Raw genomic sequence first — 17702 nt, 5'->3', positions numbered from 1 at the left:
TGAGCGACCGCTCAACTTGTTGTAAAGTTCCCCGAATTATATAATGAAATTATGAAAAATTTATCAAACGACCAAATTATCCAATTAAATCAGTACAGTGTGTATGCCGAGAAGCCAGACCATCCTGTATTTACATTAGAGGAAATCATGGATGCAGCTAAAACGGCAGACTGCTTAAAAACCGTAGAAGTGATCAGCGGAAGTCCCAATAGCGTGGTTGCCGCCTCTTTCTTCATGCGAAGATATGGGATGTTTGCTGCGATGCAGCTGACCAACCTGACGATGTACGATGAGATGTGGCAAGGAACGCCGGGCCGTCTAACATTTGGCGCAAAAGTGGAATACGGGAACCGAACGGTCAGCACATATACAGACGAGGGCGATTGGAAGCTGGTGGATCACCGGGAAGAGGCCATCCGTTCTCTTCTTCTTCAAGCCAACTCCTTAATTCAGCAAATCCGTGAAGCCGCGGCCGTTTCGCCACTCACTTTATGGGAGAACATCTTCGGTTTTCTTCTGTGGCAATACCACGTTATGCTGAATCATCCTGCAACCGCATCAGAGGCACGTCATGACTTGAATATCTTAAAAGACGATCAAACCTGGGCAGGCATCGCACCCTACTCGCGCTTTGCGAAATACTTAAACGGCAGCGAACCGTCCGCCCTGTTGAATACAACCGTCCGTACGACCTGCTGCTTTTCCAAGGACGTCCCCGGACTTATACAATGCGGTTTCTGCCCGTTAAAATGAAAAATGGAGACTCCCCAAGAATGGAAGAGTCTCCAGTCAAATCAAGTTTCACGAAATGCCGAATAACTATGTTTCACAGAATAAAGAAGACCGAGCGTGGCGGCACTGTAAAAGAAGCCCATAAAAATACCGGCAGGCAGATTGCCACGATGGCTGATAAAAATAGATAAAATCAAGGCAAACACCGTAGCAACTGTCGATAACCAAGAAGAGGGAACTTTAAAGAACCACTTGGCCGCCAGCACAACGAGTAAAATAACCGGTACTGCCCATATGGCATCCCAAATATTCGTATGGATAATCGGATATTCGTTCATCAATTGTCATCAGTCCTTTTTTATCCATAGGATAGCCGTGTGGACTGACTTTATGCACGAAGGAGGAAATAAAAAATGATGTGCCACGGACATGTTGTGAAAGGGAATGTAATCGATGCGGAAACACGCTGTGCCCATTACCATTCCCCACTCGACATCATCGCCATTAAATTTTATTGCTGCAACACGTATTACCCTTGTTTTGATTGCCATGAAGAATCAGGCTGCGGCAAGCCAGCTGTATGGCCAGCTGACCAGTTCGATGAGAAGGCTGTTCTGTGCGGCGCGTGCGGGTATGAATTGACAGTGAATGAATACAAAGCCTGTCAATCGGCGTGTCCAAACTGCGCAGCAAAGTTCAATCCGGGATGCGGGTTACATTGGGAACTGTATTTTGAATAGAACGCGCGGAAGAGCAGCAGTTTATTCACTGATCCTCCTCATGCACTCTTACAAATACCGTGCCAAATAGCTGTTCTTCAATGTACGCATCCAACTTCCACATGCCACTTTTCGGCAGTGACATGTTCGATGGAGCATGCCGGTCCGCTCCATTGTTCGGTCCACCAAGACCTGTTTCCAATACAACGATGGCGTCTTGATCCTTTTCATGCGTACCAATTACTTTCAAATCTCCATCCAGTTCATCTTCTGCACCCCAAAAATGCCACATATACTTTTGGACTTTATCCGGATAAAAACGGACAACTTCAGAGTCATCATATATAAAACCTATGCGTCCTTCTTCACCGATCAGGGTATAATTATCGATCGTAAACAAAGCACTCTCTTCCCAAGCATCTTCACTTTTCTCTGTCTCGTCGGCCACCGTTTCACCAGATGATTTCGTGCAGCCGGCTATGATAAAGGCAAGGAGAAGAGAAATCAATAGAAGAGTGGTTTTTTGATTCATACTAAATACCTCCGTTTCATTTGAACTTCTATTTCCACATCAATGAATCGGTTCTTCTGTTTCCCTCGTTATCATCCATCTTTCGTTAATAAGCTTCCAATTTTCAATGGTAAAAAGCCTAGCTGCGACTTCTTCATCTTTAACAAGTAGCAGTTCATAGAAGACGACGGCATGTTCACCGTCTCTCATTCGAATGACCCGATTTTCAAACTTCTTTGCCGCACCGATAAAGTGGCTGACCGACTGCTTCATTCCTTCAAGAGCCTCTTGTTTAGCGAATAGTAGTGGTTGACTCGTGCCGGGTTGAAAGAAAGCCACATAATAATCATCGGTCATTCTATCAAGCCGGGAAGTGTCACCCGTTTTCATTGCGTCGTTCCAAGAAACAAGGAAGTCATCATGCATTCTCGTAAACTCAATCAATCGTTTTTGTAATTGATCCATTTCCCATTCTCCTTCATTTTCCCCATACGATTTCTTATATTCACTTATTCGCCACGCTCTATTGAAAACCTTTTTAATTATCGTACTTGGAAAGAGCCTCGGTTTTGCTTCCACTCATAAAAGTGGTGAACACTTATGGAGACAAGCAATAAGCTGACCAAAGCGGAATCGATGATCCGTACAACAATACTGCCATAGGACTCAATCGAAACAGCATCAATGAGATACCATAAACCAAACAAAAGTAGTGATAACAATGCTATTTGACCCCAATACAGCCATTTTTGTTTTGGCTCTGCACTACGGTCATCGTGCCTCCCATACTTCGCTGCCCGAATGTACATATAGCTAATAATTGCAAGGATGCCAACCAGGGTTCCCCCGTGCTGAAGGAACTTAAAGACCGGAATCGCAAAATCAAAAACAGAAACCCGATACGTGAGAATGGAAAAGTTCCTTACCATAAAACCTCCTGCATGGGTGAATGAATCCCAAACCACATGTGTGAGCATTCCAAATAAGGCTGAATAGAAAAAGACGGACACCTTTAAAAAACGGTTCGAGCTAGGTTTCGTAGAATAGATGTCTTGCAAAACAGACGGAAGATGTCTAAATAACGTTTCATGTATACATGCCTTGTAAATCAAATAAACGATTATCACAATAGGAAGATTAAAAACGAGAAAACCCCAAAAGGTATGGCCAATCTCACCATATGGCCTGCCACGCAAAAAATATTCAAAATCCGGCGACATACTCCCTAATACCATCGCTAAGAAATTCACATATTGGCTCTTTCTCGAAAAAGGCAAGATGACTGCAGGATGAGCGAAGGTCAGTGGCATTTATATTCACTCCTGAATGTTCATAATAAAAAATAATTTCTTACTTTTATTGTAGCATAATCCTTCGACACTTCTCTGCTGATCAGCAGTATCAGTAGTAGTGAATAGTAGTTAAGACATATCATTTACAGCAGCTCTCAACGAGTAGCCACTCTCTCTTACTTACGTACAAAAACAAGCCGCCATAAAATCAGCAAAACTGACCCCATGACGGCTCTTACGTGTAATTAAAATTAAGCTATGTTTGAAAAGATCGTTCTATCTTTGAGAGACAGTATCCGTTCAATTTAATGGATTGAAGCCCCCACACAAACCCTGTCTACACATTCTTCGTAGCGGCCCGACGGATTTCCTTCCGCCGTTCATAGATGTTCATTACAATAACTTTGATGACGGCGTAAACCGGAATGGCAACGATAATGCCGACAAAACCTGCGATGTTACCAGCCGCCAAGATAATAGTGATAACAGTGAGCGGATGGATGTCGAGTGTTTTGCCCATGACATTCGGCGTGATAAGATTGCTGTCAATCTGCTGAGCGATGAGTGTAACGAGCCCTACCCAGATTACCATTTTAGGATCATCCAAGTAGCCGATCACAAGAGCTGGTGCTACAGCAATCCATGGCCCAATGAATGGGATCAGGTTCATGAAGAGCGCAAAAATGGCAAGCAGTAGTGCATACGGCAAGCCGATAAGCCAATAGCCGATAAGAATGATTGTAGCCAAGATAGCGCTAATCAAAAATTGGCCTTGGATATAAGAACGCAATACGTTGTTAATATCGCTCAAAGTCTTCTTAACCCACTCACGGCGCTCACCGGAAAACAAATTGTAAATCCGCGGTGCGAATTTCTCGTGATCCTTCAGCATGAAGATGAAGAAGAATGGCACAAGAATGAGCAGGAACATTGCCTGGAAGAAGGACTGCAGGAATTGGACAATCCAAACGCCAAATTTCACCGCAATTGATTGCAAGGAATTGACCGCACTTTCAATCGACGTTTTCAATTGAGGCGGTAATTCATCTCTTTGATCCCAGATCGTTTCTCTAATTTCATTGATCTCTTTTGTTAGTGCCGGAGCATTTTCAACCAGCGTATTCACCTGTTTTGTCACAACCGGCCCGATAATGGAGACGAATGCCCAAAGTATCAATACCAATCCGACAATGATAATAAGAATACTTCCCCACCGAGGCACCTTTCGTTCCTCCAGCTTGCGCTGAATCGGTTCGGTCATGTAATACAGGACGCCGCCAAGCAGCAGGGGAAGGATGATCGCCTTAATAATAATGACGATTGGTGCGAAGATAAAGCTGATTTCCATGAAGTATTTGATGATCAGTATGGCGAGCAGCGTGCCGACGCCTACTTGGAACCATAATTTTTTCGTCAATGTCTCACTTCCTTTACCGTCTACGTCTTTTGTTTAAGTATACGGTTTAATACGTCTACTGTCGAAAGGAAGTTTCACTTCCAATCAAAACGGGAACAAAGCATCTCCTTGAGATCGCTTTGCTCCCGTTTACTGTATTACTTGTTTAGTTCTACGACAATCTCATCAAGTGTGAACTCTTCCCTGCCTTTTCCTTCCTTCGTCGGAATCCTGATCGCCTTTTCTCCGTCTTCTGTAATTTCAACGCCACCATGATTTTCAGACGTGTATTCCCATAGACTGACGGTTGGAGTGATATATAGCTTGGTTGCCTTCGGATCTAATTTCTTAAACGTTTTACTCCAACTCATGTTGCCTTCGCCATCTCCAGAGCCACCATTTCCGTCGCCTGGATACACATTGCCCAAATCATCCTTGATTTCAATTTCAGCATCGATGCCGTGCCATTTTTCACTAACTTCTTTCGATACTAATTGATCATAGTAGACGATGAAGGACATTGGTGTCACAGTGATCTTCTCAATTTCCACCTCGACACCATTCTGTTGTACGCTTTGATTGACGACCTGCACATTGTTGTCTGATGCCTGAAGATTGAGTGCAAAATTCCAATGCCCTTTTATTTTCTCATCCGATTGTTCCGTTGTAATTCCTTCCACTTTCCATTTCACCTTGACCGTATCAAGTTCATTCGTTCCGAGGTTGCTGCCCGTAATTAGTCCAACATACTGGCGATCTCCCACTTTCGCCAGGTGATTGGAACCCGCCATCCCTTCGGATCCCTTTATATCCAGCCAGTCACTAATCCACGGATCGTCCCCTAAGTCTTTCTCCGATTCAATTGTGTATGTTAACGAGACCGTTTTCCCATCGTAAATTGCATCATTCAATGTAATCTTCACGCCATTGCTTTCCCTCGTCATGTTGATCGCACTGGAATAGGCCTGATAGTCGTCATATAAACCGGTTTTCCCATTATCTAAAAACCTGAAAATATCGCCGATAACCGGAATATTCCCTGCATAGGCCGGAAACGCCAAGCCAAGCGTCGCAACGGAAAGCCCGCATACCGCAACCGCTGCCGCAGCTTTCATCTTCCAGCTTTTCCTTTTCCTTTTTCCAATCAATCGATTCACCTCTTTTTTCACTTTCGCCCTGTCGAATTCCGTCACGTCCACCTCTTCAATTTCCGTATCATCCAGATCTAGTTCATTTAACAACTCATAAATTGATTTATCCTTCACAGTGCATGACCTCCTGGATTCAATTTCATCGCTTTTTCCGAAAGCTTCTTTTTGCCGCGGTATACCCGGTTGTCGATGGCGGTCCTGCTTAACCCAAGCTTTTCGGAAATCGCATCCGTCTTGTATCCTAAAAAGAACTTCATAATGAAAATCTGCCGGTCAATCGGCTCGAGCTGGTTGATGAGCCGGATCAAATCCTTCTCATCTTCCTTGTCCATCAGCTGCTCCTCAACAGACCGTTCAGCGTTCATCTCCATCTGATCTGAAGAAATTTCCTTTTGGTTCGTTGCTTTCCGGTAATAGTCAATCGCCCTGAACTTTGCGACTGCGCAAATCCATTTCCTAAAATCAACCCCGTCCCCTTCGAACTTTTTTGCGTTATGCCAGACAGAAAGAAAAATATCATTTACACATTCATCAATCATGCCTTGATTCCCCACTGGGCCGAGCACCTTATGTGCAACCCCTTTTACCAAAGGCAAATACTGATCAATGACGAATTCCAGCGCATCCTCTTTCCCTTTTTTCAGCCGCCTAATAAAATTGTCATTTGTCGATTTCATATGCAATCTCCTTCAACGTCGTAAAAGCTTTTACACTCTATACAACGTACCAGAAAATTTTTTCTCGCGCGTGTTTTGATTTTTGGGCAAAAAAACCCCCGACATATGAAATGTCGGGAGCCTAATAATATTGTTATTGTTATAAATACGATAATGATACTTTCAAATTAGCATTCCGCTCACGAATCGCATCGAGCAGCACTTGATCTCGCGTATCCACCTTGCTGCGAATGGAAAATGTATAAAGAATCATCGTGCCAAGATTTGTAGTTTCCACTTGGCGAAGCTGATGGAATTCTGTCATGTCATTCAAAATGTCCTCAAACAGGTCCTCGTGATTCAAGTTCTCCGGTACGGTTACTTTTAAAATTTGCGTGTCCTTCCCTTTTCCATAATCAAACTTGAACAGCAAGTAAAAGACGAGGCTGGCGAAGAAAGTAAGGACAATCGCTAGTTCGAATTGATAGAGACCCGCTGTCATGCCGACGCATAGTCCAAAAAATATGTACGCAATGTCTTTGGCATTCGTGACAGCACTACGGAAACGAATCAAGGAAAAGATGGCGAACAACCCGAAGGCAACCCCTGCATTATTACTGACAACGTTCATGACGACTGAGACGACAACGCTCATCATGACAATCGTATGGACGAACGACTGGGAATAGCGTTCTCCGTTGAATGTTACCTTATATACTTTTGTAATTACCAAGCTGAGAATCGTAGCCAATATCATAGCCACAAGGCTCATCCAGATAGAATGATCGCCCGCCACTCCGTTAAATGAAAACAAGTTGTTGATCTGTTGCATCTTCCATTCCTCCTATAAATGTCTGTTCTTTTGTCGTTTGTGGAACCGCTACATCATCATGAAGCAACTCGGTGCTCGTGCAAAACTTCGAAGCGCTCCGCTGCTCACACTCCAGTCTCTGCAAAATACGCGCCAGCCAAAGCGGGACACTATGCTCCACCTTCACTTCAAGCACGACAAGATCCGGATCAATGAAATGATCGCCGTACGGTCCATGCTCCAGCGCTAAATCCTCTTTCCGGCAACGTAAATTAAAATCGAATGTCATCCTCAAATCTGCGTTGTCCACACCGTGCAGCGCATGCCGATCGTAACTGACGACCATGTCGGGTTCTAAGTGATAGAAACGCCGGAAATAATCGATTTCCTTTAGCACCTGGCCATTCGTCGTTTGAAAGTCGGCCGGGTCAGGATCCGCCTCGTCCAAATAACGGTACGCTTCCTGAAGCGGCATGAGCAGGCGTCTCTTATTCACAACCTTGTTGTGCTTCTGCTTCACTTCAAAAAACGCCGTGCTCGACAACGTCGCCTCGTCATACACCCGCAGCCGAAGCTTCTGCCGATACTTCAGCTTGTTCTTCGTCTCGTAATAAATGGAATGCTCCCGGTTGTCGAAATACAAGCTCGTCACCGTATACCGTCCGTCCGTTCCATTCTTATCGTTCCGCATACGAGGACCCATCTCCTCAATGAGCTGCTCATACTGCTTGCGGGTAATCAAATACTTCTGTTCCTTGCGGCAGAAAATCTCGATTGCCATGGAACCTCCTCCTTCTGTCAACAACCTCTCTTTACTAAGTTCTTTAATCCTAAACCTTTCAAATTGGATCTTGCTGTGAACTAGATTAGAGATTGGTGAGAAAGGGTGGGTGAAATAAAAAAACGATTGCCTGAGAGCAATCGCACTCCTCTCAAAAGCGGTCCAGTTAATGACAATTCACTCGTCAAAAGTATTGGATTTTATGTGAAGGGATTTTTACCCCCTAAAACATTACTGAATAGAAAAAAAAGGATTCTTCCATTAGCGGACCGAAATCCAGGCAAAAAAACTATCTATCCCCAGCCAAACCTCCAAGATTTCTTTCTATTTAAGAAAATAAATGTAGCTTCAGAGCTCCTTATTAAATCATCGAATTAACTTCAGCATGCAATTTCATCCCAAACCGATCAACTGATGCAATACTTCCACCAATACCCCCAAAAAATAATCCATGTATTCGACCGATATTAAAGCAAGAGCTTGGTGGGAGATAAAATGAGATTGTACGGTAAAGAAGGAGAAACCTGGAACCTTGTCGAATATAAGCTTGGACTAATTAATATAGTGTGAATTTGCAATGCTAACTTACGAATTAGTAATTATTTCTCAGAGAGGAGAGTCGGAGCATAATCCAAAAGATAAAAGGAATTACACGTGCGGGAGAATATCTTTCTGTTAAAGAGGAGGACGGCTATTCATTTTTCAAGTTGTCCAAGTTTTAATTAACATAGATGATGCTGATCCACCTACAGCCAATTCAGAGGAAAGGAAGTTGTCCTTGAACCGGTAGAGAAGGAGGTTAATTCGTTGTTAAATAACGATCAAAATAATATTTATTACAGAGATGCAACTGCTAGTGATTGTGAAGTTACGATAACAACTGAAGACGAATTTTTATTACCGAAGTAATGAACGGATACTCATATACGTATGTTTTTGAAAAGATCGCCGAGATTTGTGCAAATGGGCAGTGCATTGCACCAGTTTCTATTCAAGTCAGACATCTCGGATATTCATTAACATGATCTGCAAAACGTCCTTCGGGGCGTATTTTTTATTTTCTAACATAGCTCATTCTGTCTCCACAACTCTATTTACCTAAAAAAAGTTAAATTTCATGACGAGAGATAAAGAGAAAAGTTTTAAACGAATTTCGATTTAATTCTATATAAGGGGGTTGTTATTTTGGTATTACACAATAGACTAAAAAGAATTAGAGAGAAAAGGGGAATGAAGCAGTCGGAGGTTTGCCATGGAATCGTGTCCCCATCCCATTATAGCAATATTGAAGCTTGTAGATTTACACCTTCAATTGATACTATGAGGTTAATTGCAGAACGATTAGATATTCCTTATACCTATTTGACAAATACAAATTCTTATAATTCCAGATTAGAGAAAATTCTTTTAGAGTATGAGAAATTAATTGATTTAAATGATGTGCAAGGTATCGAGCAACTTATGTCCAATTCCACCTCAAGTTTTCAGTATATTGAATCTATTTTTCAAGAATATCACTTTAATATATTGAAATTTCTTGAGCTCGCAATGTCAAACAAAATAGAAGATGCAGTAGTTCATTACGAAGAAAACTTATCAGACTTTGACACAACTTCTTTAAATTATTCAGTGTATAAAAAATACCTTTATGCATCCGGATTGTATAACTACTATAAAAGAAATTATAAAGAAAGCATAAAGTTTTATTTAGAAACAATTGACCTAGATAAAAGTTATAAAAGCAGACTCTATTACAATATTTCCCTATGCTTTTATATCCAAGGATTATTTTCAAATGCTCTATTTTATGCTAAATCAGCAAATGAGCTGTATTTAAAGGAGCATAAGTGGGACAAAGTAGGTGATTGTTATAACTTAATCGCGGTAATCTACAGGGAAATGGAGGATTACCATCAATCTGAAACCTAGCATTAGAAAATATTAATAGGGGGAAATAGCAATGAAAAAAAATTTAACAATAATTTTGTTGTCATGTCTATTATTCGGAAATCCCATTCAAGATTCATCAGGCAGTTTTCAACCTACCGACATTATAGAAACACTTTCCAATGGCGGTGAAGGGGACGTAGGGCCTCCGCATACCCCGGTGAAAAAATAAGAGGGTAAGCTATAATGTTGACCAGGGAAACTAAAAATCAAACTACAATGTTTTTCTGGTCCACTATTAATTATAGAGAATTAAATATTAAAAGGTGGTGATTTTTGATTAATAATAATTATATTTTTGTTATGTAAGAACAGGTTTATGAAGTTCAATGCAATTTATGTTTATTCTAATGGAATTAGGACAAACCAGTATACCTATAACCAAATACTATTAGGGAGTGGGATGGAATGAAATTAAAGGTTAGTAAAACATTCGCAACAGCTCTAACACTTGCATTATTGCTACAAGTACCAATTAGTGCATCAGCACAACTACAAGCAGTTTCTCCCAATGTAACTGAGTCTGAAGTTGAAACACAGGCAATACCTCCTATTGTTAGAAGTGTTGCTGTAAAAGGCTTGTTTCAACTTGCCAATAGAGTGACAGGTAGAATTACTAGCAAATCACCACAGATAACTCTAGGTAATAGCAGAGACACTGCCAGTTCTGGAACAATTCATTTTAATCAAGGTACCGAGAATGCTGCCTCAGTAAGAAAAGACGTTGAGGCAGTCAAGAAAGGACACGAAATTGAAATGTGGGCAAACTCTGGGCAAATTGGTTGGCTAGGGTCCATTGCAGTTACATTATCTAAACCTGGATCAAGCACAGATGCCATAAATAGAACCGTAGGACACAATCAATATTCTTGGTTCACGGTGGAAAAACCAGGCATTCATGTGGCTAGATGGACAACAGCTAGTAAACATTCCTGGAACTTATGGCAGGCATACTACCATTGGGGAGATTTGCATAATTACTGTGACAGTAAAGGAAACTGTGCTCTCCCAACTTCACAGCCTGACGTAGACTCCGAGAGTAAGCTATTTGCTGAAAATCAAGACGGTAAAGGGGTCGTTTTTGAGACAGTAGGGGAATTTAGATATCTAATACCCTCCGACGAACATCTTCAATTCACATCCAGCCAGGGTATTAAACGCGGGAAAAACGTTTTTACTATGAACGACCTTTATGTTGAATATTATGATGATGTACTTCAAGAAAAAGTCGACGTAGCTAAAAACTTAGTAGCAGGAGATTCCATCACTGTCACTGACACGGTAAAGAATATAGAATTTGATCCTCTTGCAAATGCAACTATTTTTGAATTTGATACCGATTACGGTCCCCAATATCTTGCATTCAAAGGGAATCTGACTGACAAATATGATGTTGGAGATAGTTTAGGTTTTAATTTTAATATTGTAAATCTGCATAGTGGTTATAGCTATACAAATTTAGATTACAGTGTAATCACCCAGGGGGGGATGTATCCCGAAATTGGAGATTTCTTAGTGTCCCATCTGTCAAACGCAAAAGTATCTAACTAATAGTTTTTTTCTAATATGTAAAAAGTCGATTTGTCCAGTAGGATATATCGACTTTTTATTTAAATAGAATAAAACAGGGTCCTAAATTGCTACCCTGTTTTCCAGTTTAAAAGTATTCAGCTGTTTCTTATTGTGTATAAATCTTTAATTTTGTTTGCTGATATAACTGATAGAAATATCGATAGTATGATTACTGCTAAAGTTAAAATTCCAAGAATTATAGAATGTCCTACACCAAACGGCAAATAATTATAGATTAAACTAATAATATAGAAATAAACTAACGAAAGCGCAATGATTAGGGAATAGTGTAACAGCTTTTGTTTTTGCCCCAAGAAAATTACCTCCCTCTTTAGAATGTGAATACAAGTACATTATTGTTAATTTCCTTCTAAATTATACAATAATCCACGGCTAAAATAAATAGATAAATGTAATAAATCAGAAAGGATTATAAAGAACGAGAAAAAATAAAGTTTTCAAGACTTTTCTCTCATTTATGAATGGATTAACTTATATTTTGAAGTTTCGTGTCGCCTAAACAGTAAATGAAAGCACTCCTACCAACGTTCTAGTTGTAATTCAGCGTATACATGGATAATACTTCAGTATAGACCTTATTCTAAAACATCTGGACTTACAACAAGGGTAACAATCGGTAATTGATATTATAGATCAATGAAAATGGGATATCCTCTCCCTAATTGAATATGCTACCTTTCCTCTATTCAATTCACCCGAAGAATCATACCTGTTCCAGATGGATCCGCTGTCACATAATAATCGCCTACCTGCTCTCCTTCCCTATTCAACCCGCGAACTTGATTCACCGCGTCTTTCAAAGTTTGGTCGTCCGGATAGATGAGCGTAAAAGCATGCAAACCCGCACTGTTTTTTGAAGGCTGCGGCGCCCCCTTGCCATTCCATGTATTCAGGGCGATATTATGATGGTAATTGCCCGTCGACATGAACACGGCATTCGGGTAATGGCTGACAGTCGCGAAGCCGAGCGCCCGATAGAACGCTTCCGCCTCCTCTACGTCCGCTACGTGCAGGTGAATATGCCCCATGACTGTTCCAGCAGGCAGCCCCTCCCAAGGACCGTCCACTTCCGCTACAATACTCTGAGCATCAAGTGGATCAGTCGTCATGGATACGAGTCCGTTGCTCCATTCCCACTCAGCCGGATCCCGGTCACAATAGATTTCTATGCCATTGCCATCTGGGTCGGATAAATAGAGAGCTTCACTCACTTTATGGTCAGATGCGCCAAGTGGGATGCCACAGTTAGATAAATGAATCAGTACTTTGCCAAGATCTGCGCGCGCCGGGAGCAGGAGTGCAAAATGGTACAAGCCCGATTTGCGGGATTCCTTCGGCTTTACGCCTGCAGGCTGCTCAATGATCAACAGCGGCGTCGCCCCGTCAGCTGTCAGGACAATACCCGATGGCCCCTGTTCCAGTATGCTGAACCCAATGACCTCCGTATAAAATTTGAGAGAGCGTTCCAAATCCGTTACGTATAAATGCACTTCGCCTGTATATGTGAATGGGGATGTATGAAAGTTCATTGTTAATTCCTCCAGGTAAGTTACTTACTTTATGTAACTAACTTTATAAGATATAATTAGGATTGTCAACAAGATAAGATCTTTTGGAAAGGAACAGACCCATGAATGAATTTGAATTATGCCCTAGATTTGAAAAAGCAGTCGGGGTGTTGAGCCAACGATGGACAGCCTTGATTTTATACCAGCTAATGTCCGGTCCCCAGCGCTTCTGTACGATGACCGAGAAACTTGGCGTAAACGGCAAAACATTAACCGAGCGATTAAAAGAATTGGAGCAGCAAGGGTTTGTCATCCGCGCGGTCTATCCGGAGACTCCGGTCCGGATTGAATATTCATTAACGGAAAAAGGAATGGCTTTGGCTCCGATAATGACGGCGATTGAAGAGTGGTCGAAGCAGTGGATGTAAATCAGATTTACCTAAAACTGCACACTTTGATAATTAACCTTACGTACCCGAAATGGTCGCAACCGTTTGTTTCGGGTACTTGCCCAATTAGTTAACATCTTGATTGCAGTAAGTTGAAGCTTCTCTAAGTCTGCTCATTGAAGAAATTAAAAGACGCATATAAAAAAGACTCCACTAGTGAAGTCTCGTAAGCGTGAAACAATTAAAGAAATTGCAGTTCCTTTCGGATATAGGCCGATCGAGCTTCGATAAATTTTAGGATATAGTCCGGCTCTTGATCAAAATGATCCAAACCTTCTCTTCTATAAGGGTCGAGTTGAACATACGGCCGAATCTGCTCGTGCATCGTTTGTATTTTAGGTTTTAAATAATCTACTGTGAATTGATTCTGTAAAATATTCTCCATTATGATCTTATATTGGTCACGAAAAGTTTTACAATCGAGGATGCGGGCTGTCAATGTATTAAAACCTTCAATACGTAAATAATCACTTTCCATCTCTTCCCCATTCACATCCCTGCCCCATGTTGCATCGTAATCCCAAGGAATGATTTCATATTGACCCGTCTGTCTGCGTTGATACAGCGCATAGTTATGCACAAAACCATCAAAGTTTTGCGTGCATACAACACCCGCTAGCCAGCGTAAATAAGCATCTATATTCACATAATTAATGATAGTCTCTTCAAACTCATCCCGTGGAATTGTATTGATATGAATAATCGTTTCTCGTAAACAATCCTCATCTTTCTGAGTCCCGTGTATTTGTTCATATCCTTTTAACAGAGATTTTTTCATTTGTTTATCCAAGTCACTCATTAATGAGAAATTAGCATCCCCATCCACCGCATAAAATATTGGCCCTTCCGGCAACTTTCGATGAACGAGAAAGTTTTCGTCCACTGATTCCAGTTCCAAATAGACGCCTTCGTATTTCCCATTTAGTTTTAAGGAAACAAAACGAGCTTTTGGCGCCAAGCAGCCGATTTCATGAAAGAAGTCGAAAGATAGTTTATTTCTTAACAACGAGGGATCCTTAAATTCCGCATTTAAATGGAGGACTTTTGCGTTTCGAAACTTTGCTGGGCTATAGAATGATACTTGATATGATTTCTTCGGAAACTCACGGATGTGGGATCCGCGGTACGCAATATCCACTTCATATTTTTTCCCATTTATCGTTAGTTTGGCAGGGACAGAATCATCTATCCAAACATCCCTCCTCAATTCCTTCATGTCTAGAGGGTGAATAAATAACTGGTACTCCCGTAACTTCTCGATCTACACCACTCCTTTGCTCGTTATCCCATTTCTATGCAGAATTGATGATAAGGTGTGCACTTCACTCTGTTCCCTCAAAAAAACGAGCGTATGGTAGATAGGAGGGCGGTATGCGTTGAAAAGCCATGTTTTTTTACGCGTTTCACCTCGACCAAGCGGAAAGGGGGTGTTGATATATGTCACTCTTTTTTGAGGATGAGATTCGAAGAGCCTTGGGAAAAGCGAATCAACTGGGGTTAAATGACTTTATGTTTCAGGATCCTACGAGTAACCGGCACCGTACAAGCAGACGACGTCACACGTCTCGAAAAAATAACAGAACAAGCCGGGTTCGACGCACATCTCGATTCGGATGCTGTGGGCAAAGAGTAAGAGGTACGTCCCGGAATCAACGGCGTACAAGCAGAATGAATGTCACTTCTCGGAACCGTCACCGCACGGGCAGGATGAATGTCACTTCACGGAACCGTCACCGTACGAGCAGGATGAATGTCACTTCACAGAACCGTCACCGTACGGGCAGGATGAATGTCACTTCACAGAACCGTCACCGTACGGGCAGGATGAATGTCACTTCACGGGCAGGATGTTGCGGACAAAGAAGAAGAGTTCGAGTTACATCAAGAAGGCGTATAACCTCTAGTAATCATCAACTTACAAGCAGACGTAATGAGAAGTTCAACATACGACCTAATTGTAGAAACCGAGCCACTTGTCGCAATCGATGGTATTAATCATTAGATCGTTTTAGGGCATAGCAATAATAAGTTGCGTAGCCCTCCATTCCGGATATTGGACAAATAATGTGAAACTTGTCCTTTCCAGTTTTTTTGTGTTTAATCATTTCGATGACAATATGGAAAATATAGTATATAGTGATATGTAAGTAATAGGAACGAATGAATACGAAAAAACTTGCACTATATGGAGTGAGTAGATTGAATATCAAATCGTTCTTAATCGGTTTTATTCTTGCTTATGTATTGCTCTGCCTTCCGTCTATGTTGTCCACAATCAGTTGCTGGGTGCCGGAGGCTACACTTTTACAAAAAATCAAAGGATTTGTGGTTACGATACTCCTCGATAATTTTGTGATTAAATTTGCTTTTTCTATCCTCTGGGGTATGATTTGCAGTTTTATCTTTTCACGCTACAGGCGCAGTCAGTTGAGTTATTAGTAAAAGACCGATCACGCCATCGGTCTTTTTTCATTTTACGATTTTACTTGAAAATACCCCCTGCAAAAAATGGAGTTCCTCGGTTTTATTGCAATCAAAACGGAATTATAAATGTCTGCAGCGGAAATGATGGCGTTGATCCAGCTAACAAATAATAGGATAGATTTCAAATTCCCAGATACATAGAACGACAACACGGCAGGCACGATCGTCAATCCAATAAAAGGCAAGGTCATAAATATCCAAAATCTCGGCTTGGATAGAACGGCATTGGTATGCAACCAAAAGAATACGCCTCTGAACGTTAAGCTAATGTCCCCTTCTTTGTACACGACCAAAATGTGCAAACATTCGTGAATGATAAAGACGAGGATGCTTATGGCTATGAGAAAAAAGATGTCTTGATGAGTAAAGCGACCTCCAAAGAAATTCGGCAATAGAAACAGGATGACCTGAAGCAGATAGACAAACTTCATATAATGTTTTCGATACCAATCATTTTGAATGAAGGGCGTCCATTCTGCCAAATTCATATGTATGTGTGGTAAGTGGCGGAACCAAATGATGAAAGCCATCTTCCCCTTTCTTTATTGTGCAGTTACACGTTTTTCAAGTATTCCTCGATTTGCTTGGAGGATTGTAAGTAATAGACTGTTTTCCCCTCGGATGTATATCGCTCCAAGCGCTCTTTCATTTTCTTTTTCCGCCTGCTGTAGGTCGTTAGGATAAAGCGGAGAAAAGGCCAGTCAATTTTTTCTGGACAGCCTTCCGTCAAATCGTCGCGTGTTTTGCCATGGAATTCAATACGGCGCTTGAGGACCCGGTACAGACAAATTGATAGCGGAAGCTCCAAATAGATAACCGTATCTGCATGTGGCTCGCGTATGGGAAATGTAGATGTGTAGTTTCCTTCCATGATCCACCGTTCCCCTTGGACAATCTGCTCTTGCGCTTGTGAAAACTCCGCAGCCGGAGCTTCCTTCCATCCCGGCTGCCAATAAAGGCGATCCAGATGCGTCACTTCAATCCCGAGCTTTTCACCAAGCCTTCTCGCAAAAGTAGATTTTCCGACACCCGCCGAAACACCGATTACCATGACACGTTTCATTTTAATTCCCCTTCCATTCGGGAGATCCATTCATGTTCTGGTGAATGGGTTTGCAAAGCCTCATACAGCCACTTTTTGTCCTGCTCTTCCAGCAAAGGGTAGGCATTTTGAAAATCCATCGTATCTTTTGGCCTTGTCCCTTTCGCTTTATAGAGGAGCACAATGGCCGGATGTAAATACGGCAGACCTTCTTTCGTCTTTAGAAACAGGGAAGACGCCGGAAAGGTAATGGTCGGATCTCTGCGGAACACCCATTTAGCAGCGCTCACTTCATTTAGTAGCACTTCCAATGGATCTCCTGTTGCATGATGGACCGCATGTACTTCATGGACGGGAAGTTCGAGTTGCTCCCCATCCCATTCATGAAACTCTCCTTTTACCACTTTTCGGAACGACCAATCGGCAAGTACCGTCTTCAAATGATGTTGATCCGACCGCAGTACAGCGACTTCGAGATCCGAATGCTCTCTCGTATTTCTGCCGACAAATAGGTCAATCGCCCACCCGCCTGCAAATCCCCACGGCCGGTCGTATTCTGTGAACCATTCTTTCGTTTTTTCATATGGTTGCATGTATGATCGTCCTTTCTTCCAGCCAAAAAGGAGTGAC

20 protein-coding genes are annotated in these 17702 nt (G+C 41.8%); 6 read left to right on the top strand and 14 right to left on the bottom strand.

The window, feature by feature from the left end:
* Positions 1–51: 51 nt before the first annotated feature.
* Positions 52–753, top strand: coding sequence for a hypothetical protein (locus ACSW3C_RS14665; RefSeq protein ID WP_486563555.1), 702 nt, complete (start codon positions 52–54; stop codon positions 751–753).
* Positions 754–794: 41 nt separating this feature from the next.
* Here the strand turns inward: ACSW3C_RS14665 and ACSW3C_RS14660 are convergent, their stop codons facing one another.
* Positions 795–1070 (bottom strand): hypothetical protein, encoded by a 276-nt coding sequence (locus ACSW3C_RS14660; protein WP_486563660.1) that lies wholly within the window; start codon positions 1068–1070, stop codon positions 795–797.
* A gap of 75 nt (positions 1071–1145) precedes the next feature.
* Here ACSW3C_RS14660 and ACSW3C_RS14655 point away from each other — a divergent pair, with 75 nt between their 5' ends.
* A complete protein-coding gene (locus ACSW3C_RS14655) occupies positions 1146–1472 on the top strand; it encodes a CHY zinc finger protein (RefSeq protein WP_486563554.1) in 327 nt (108 codons plus the stop codon).
* Between the two features lie 25 nt (positions 1473–1497).
* On the opposite strand, the gene ACSW3C_RS14650 is transcribed toward ACSW3C_RS14655, so the two are convergent.
* From ACSW3C_RS14650 to ACSW3C_RS14615, 8 genes are all read right to left on the bottom strand, one after another.
* On the bottom strand, positions 1498–1983 hold the full coding sequence (locus tag ACSW3C_RS14650) for a hypothetical protein (protein WP_486563553.1): 486 nt from the start codon (positions 1981–1983) through the stop codon (positions 1498–1500).
* 39 nt (positions 1984–2022) lie between these two features.
* The gene (locus ACSW3C_RS14645; protein ID WP_486563552.1) at positions 2023–2427 is read right to left on the bottom strand and encodes a DUF4440 domain-containing protein; all 405 of its coding nucleotides are present in this window, start codon (positions 2425–2427) and stop codon (positions 2023–2025) included.
* Between the two features lie 77 nt (positions 2428–2504).
* Positions 2505–3272, bottom strand: a complete 768-nt coding sequence (locus ACSW3C_RS14640) for a DUF4184 family protein (protein WP_486563551.1) — start codon at positions 3270–3272, stop codon at positions 2505–2507.
* Between the two features lie 319 nt (positions 3273–3591).
* Positions 3592–4671, bottom strand: a complete 1080-nt coding sequence (locus ACSW3C_RS14635) for an AI-2E family transporter (protein WP_486563550.1) — start codon at positions 4669–4671, stop codon at positions 3592–3594.
* A 137-nt stretch (positions 4672–4808) separates the two neighbouring features.
* Positions 4809–5915, bottom strand: coding sequence for a DUF4179 domain-containing protein (locus tag ACSW3C_RS14630; RefSeq protein ID WP_486563549.1), 1107 nt, complete (start codon positions 5913–5915; stop codon positions 4809–4811).
* Positions 5912–6478, bottom strand: a complete 567-nt coding sequence (locus ACSW3C_RS14625; RefSeq protein WP_486563548.1) for a sigma-70 family RNA polymerase sigma factor — start codon at positions 6476–6478, stop codon at positions 5912–5914. Before ACSW3C_RS14625 ends, ACSW3C_RS14630 begins: the two co-directional genes overlap by 4 nt.
* A gap of 139 nt (positions 6479–6617) precedes the next feature.
* Positions 6618–7289, bottom strand: coding sequence for a DUF4956 domain-containing protein (locus ACSW3C_RS14620; protein ID WP_486563547.1), 672 nt, complete (start codon positions 7287–7289; stop codon positions 6618–6620).
* The gene (locus tag ACSW3C_RS14615) at positions 7258–8049 is read right to left on the bottom strand and encodes a VTC domain-containing protein (protein ID WP_486563546.1); all 792 of its coding nucleotides are present in this window, start codon (positions 8047–8049) and stop codon (positions 7258–7260) included. Before ACSW3C_RS14615 ends, ACSW3C_RS14620 begins: the two co-directional genes overlap by 32 nt.
* Positions 8050–9234: 1185 nt before the next feature.
* Here ACSW3C_RS14615 and ACSW3C_RS14610 point away from each other — a divergent pair.
* From ACSW3C_RS14610 to ACSW3C_RS14600, 3 genes are all read left to right on the top strand, one after another.
* Positions 9235–9978 carry a helix-turn-helix domain-containing protein gene (locus ACSW3C_RS14610; RefSeq protein ID WP_486563545.1) on the top strand — a complete coding sequence of 248 codons (744 nt, stop codon included), beginning with the start codon at positions 9235–9237 and terminating at the stop codon, positions 9976–9978.
* A gap of 31 nt (positions 9979–10009) precedes the next feature.
* A complete protein-coding gene (locus ACSW3C_RS14605) occupies positions 10010–10168 on the top strand; it encodes a hypothetical protein (protein WP_486563544.1) in 159 nt (52 codons plus the stop codon).
* Positions 10169–10404: 236 nt separating this feature from the next.
* Complete coding sequence (locus ACSW3C_RS14600) at positions 10405–11547, top strand: hypothetical protein (protein WP_486563543.1); 1143 nt, start codon at positions 10405–10407, stop codon at positions 11545–11547.
* Between the two features lie 728 nt (positions 11548–12275).
* On the opposite strand, the gene ACSW3C_RS14595 is transcribed toward ACSW3C_RS14600, so the two are convergent.
* Positions 12276–13118 (bottom strand): VOC family protein, encoded by an 843-nt coding sequence (locus ACSW3C_RS14595; protein WP_486563541.1) that lies wholly within the window; start codon positions 13116–13118, stop codon positions 12276–12278.
* 101 nt (positions 13119–13219) lie between these two features.
* Here ACSW3C_RS14595 and ACSW3C_RS14590 point away from each other — a divergent pair, with 101 nt between their 5' ends.
* A complete protein-coding gene (locus tag ACSW3C_RS14590; protein ID WP_486563539.1) occupies positions 13220–13525 on the top strand; it encodes a winged helix-turn-helix transcriptional regulator in 306 nt (101 codons plus the stop codon).
* A 202-nt stretch (positions 13526–13727) separates the two neighbouring features.
* On the opposite strand, the gene ACSW3C_RS14585 is transcribed toward ACSW3C_RS14590, so the two are convergent.
* The 4 genes from ACSW3C_RS14585 to ACSW3C_RS14570 form a co-directional block, all read right to left on the bottom strand.
* The gene (locus ACSW3C_RS14585; protein WP_486563537.1) at positions 13728–14762 is read right to left on the bottom strand and encodes a CotH kinase family protein; all 1035 of its coding nucleotides are present in this window, start codon (positions 14760–14762) and stop codon (positions 13728–13730) included.
* 1258 nt (positions 14763–16020) lie between these two features.
* On the bottom strand, positions 16021–16560 hold the full coding sequence (locus tag ACSW3C_RS14580; RefSeq protein WP_486563535.1) for a DUF3267 domain-containing protein: 540 nt from the start codon (positions 16558–16560) through the stop codon (positions 16021–16023).
* 23 nt (positions 16561–16583) lie between these two features.
* The gene (locus ACSW3C_RS14575) at positions 16584–17093 is read right to left on the bottom strand and encodes a P-loop NTPase family protein (protein WP_486563533.1); all 510 of its coding nucleotides are present in this window, start codon (positions 17091–17093) and stop codon (positions 16584–16586) included.
* Positions 17090–17665: a nucleotidyltransferase domain-containing protein gene (locus ACSW3C_RS14570; protein WP_486563531.1), complete on the bottom strand. Its 576-nt coding sequence runs from the start codon at positions 17663–17665 to the stop codon at positions 17090–17092. The genes ACSW3C_RS14575 and ACSW3C_RS14570 overlap by 4 nt, the downstream gene beginning before the upstream one ends.
* Positions 17666–17702: the final 37 nt, after the last annotated feature.

The organism is Sporosarcina sp. AD_1 (assembly GCF_057373025.1).
This window is presented reverse-complemented; position numbering and strand designations above follow the sequence as displayed.

Coding starts and splice junctions, on each gene's coding strand:
- ACSW3C_RS14640 (WP_486563551.1), bottom strand. CDS start 3,272: ATGCCACTGACCTTCGCTCATCCTGCAGTCATCTTGCCTTTTTCGAGA.
- ACSW3C_RS14605 (WP_486563544.1), top strand. CDS start 10,010: ATGAAAAAAAATTTAACAATAATTTTGTTGTCATGTCTATTATTCGGA.
- ACSW3C_RS14590 (WP_486563539.1), top strand. CDS start 13,220: ATGAATGAATTTGAATTATGCCCTAGATTTGAAAAAGCAGTCGGGGTG.
- ACSW3C_RS14600 (WP_486563543.1), top strand. CDS start 10,405: ATGAAATTAAAGGTTAGTAAAACATTCGCAACAGCTCTAACACTTGCA.
- ACSW3C_RS14580 (WP_486563535.1), bottom strand. CDS start 16,560: ATGGCTTTCATCATTTGGTTCCGCCACTTACCACACATACATATGAAT.
- ACSW3C_RS14620 (WP_486563547.1), bottom strand. CDS start 7,289: ATGCAACAGATCAACAACTTGTTTTCATTTAACGGAGTGGCGGGCGAT.
- ACSW3C_RS14595 (WP_486563541.1), bottom strand. CDS start 13,118: ATGAACTTTCATACATCCCCATTCACATATACAGGCGAAGTGCATTTA.
- ACSW3C_RS14655 (WP_486563554.1), top strand. CDS start 1,146: ATGATGTGCCACGGACATGTTGTGAAAGGGAATGTAATCGATGCGGAA.
- ACSW3C_RS14650 (WP_486563553.1), bottom strand. CDS start 1,983: ATGAATCAAAAAACCACTCTTCTATTGATTTCTCTTCTCCTTGCCTTT.
- ACSW3C_RS14625 (WP_486563548.1), bottom strand. CDS start 6,478: ATGAAATCGACAAATGACAATTTTATTAGGCGGCTGAAAAAAGGGAAA.
- ACSW3C_RS14575 (WP_486563533.1), bottom strand. CDS start 17,093: ATGAAACGTGTCATGGTAATCGGTGTTTCGGCGGGTGTCGGAAAATCT.
- ACSW3C_RS14665 (WP_486563555.1), top strand. CDS start 52: ATGAAAAATTTATCAAACGACCAAATTATCCAATTAAATCAGTACAGT.
- ACSW3C_RS14660 (WP_486563660.1), bottom strand. CDS start 1,070: ATGAACGAATATCCGATTATCCATACGAATATTTGGGATGCCATATGG.
- ACSW3C_RS14585 (WP_486563537.1), bottom strand. CDS start 14,762: ATGAAGGAATTGAGGAGGGATGTTTGGATAGATGATTCTGTCCCTGCC.
- ACSW3C_RS14570 (WP_486563531.1), bottom strand. CDS start 17,665: ATGCAACCATATGAAAAAACGAAAGAATGGTTCACAGAATACGACCGG.
- ACSW3C_RS14645 (WP_486563552.1), bottom strand. CDS start 2,427: ATGGATCAATTACAAAAACGATTGATTGAGTTTACGAGAATGCATGAT.
- ACSW3C_RS14615 (WP_486563546.1), bottom strand. CDS start 8,049: ATGGCAATCGAGATTTTCTGCCGCAAGGAACAGAAGTATTTGATTACC.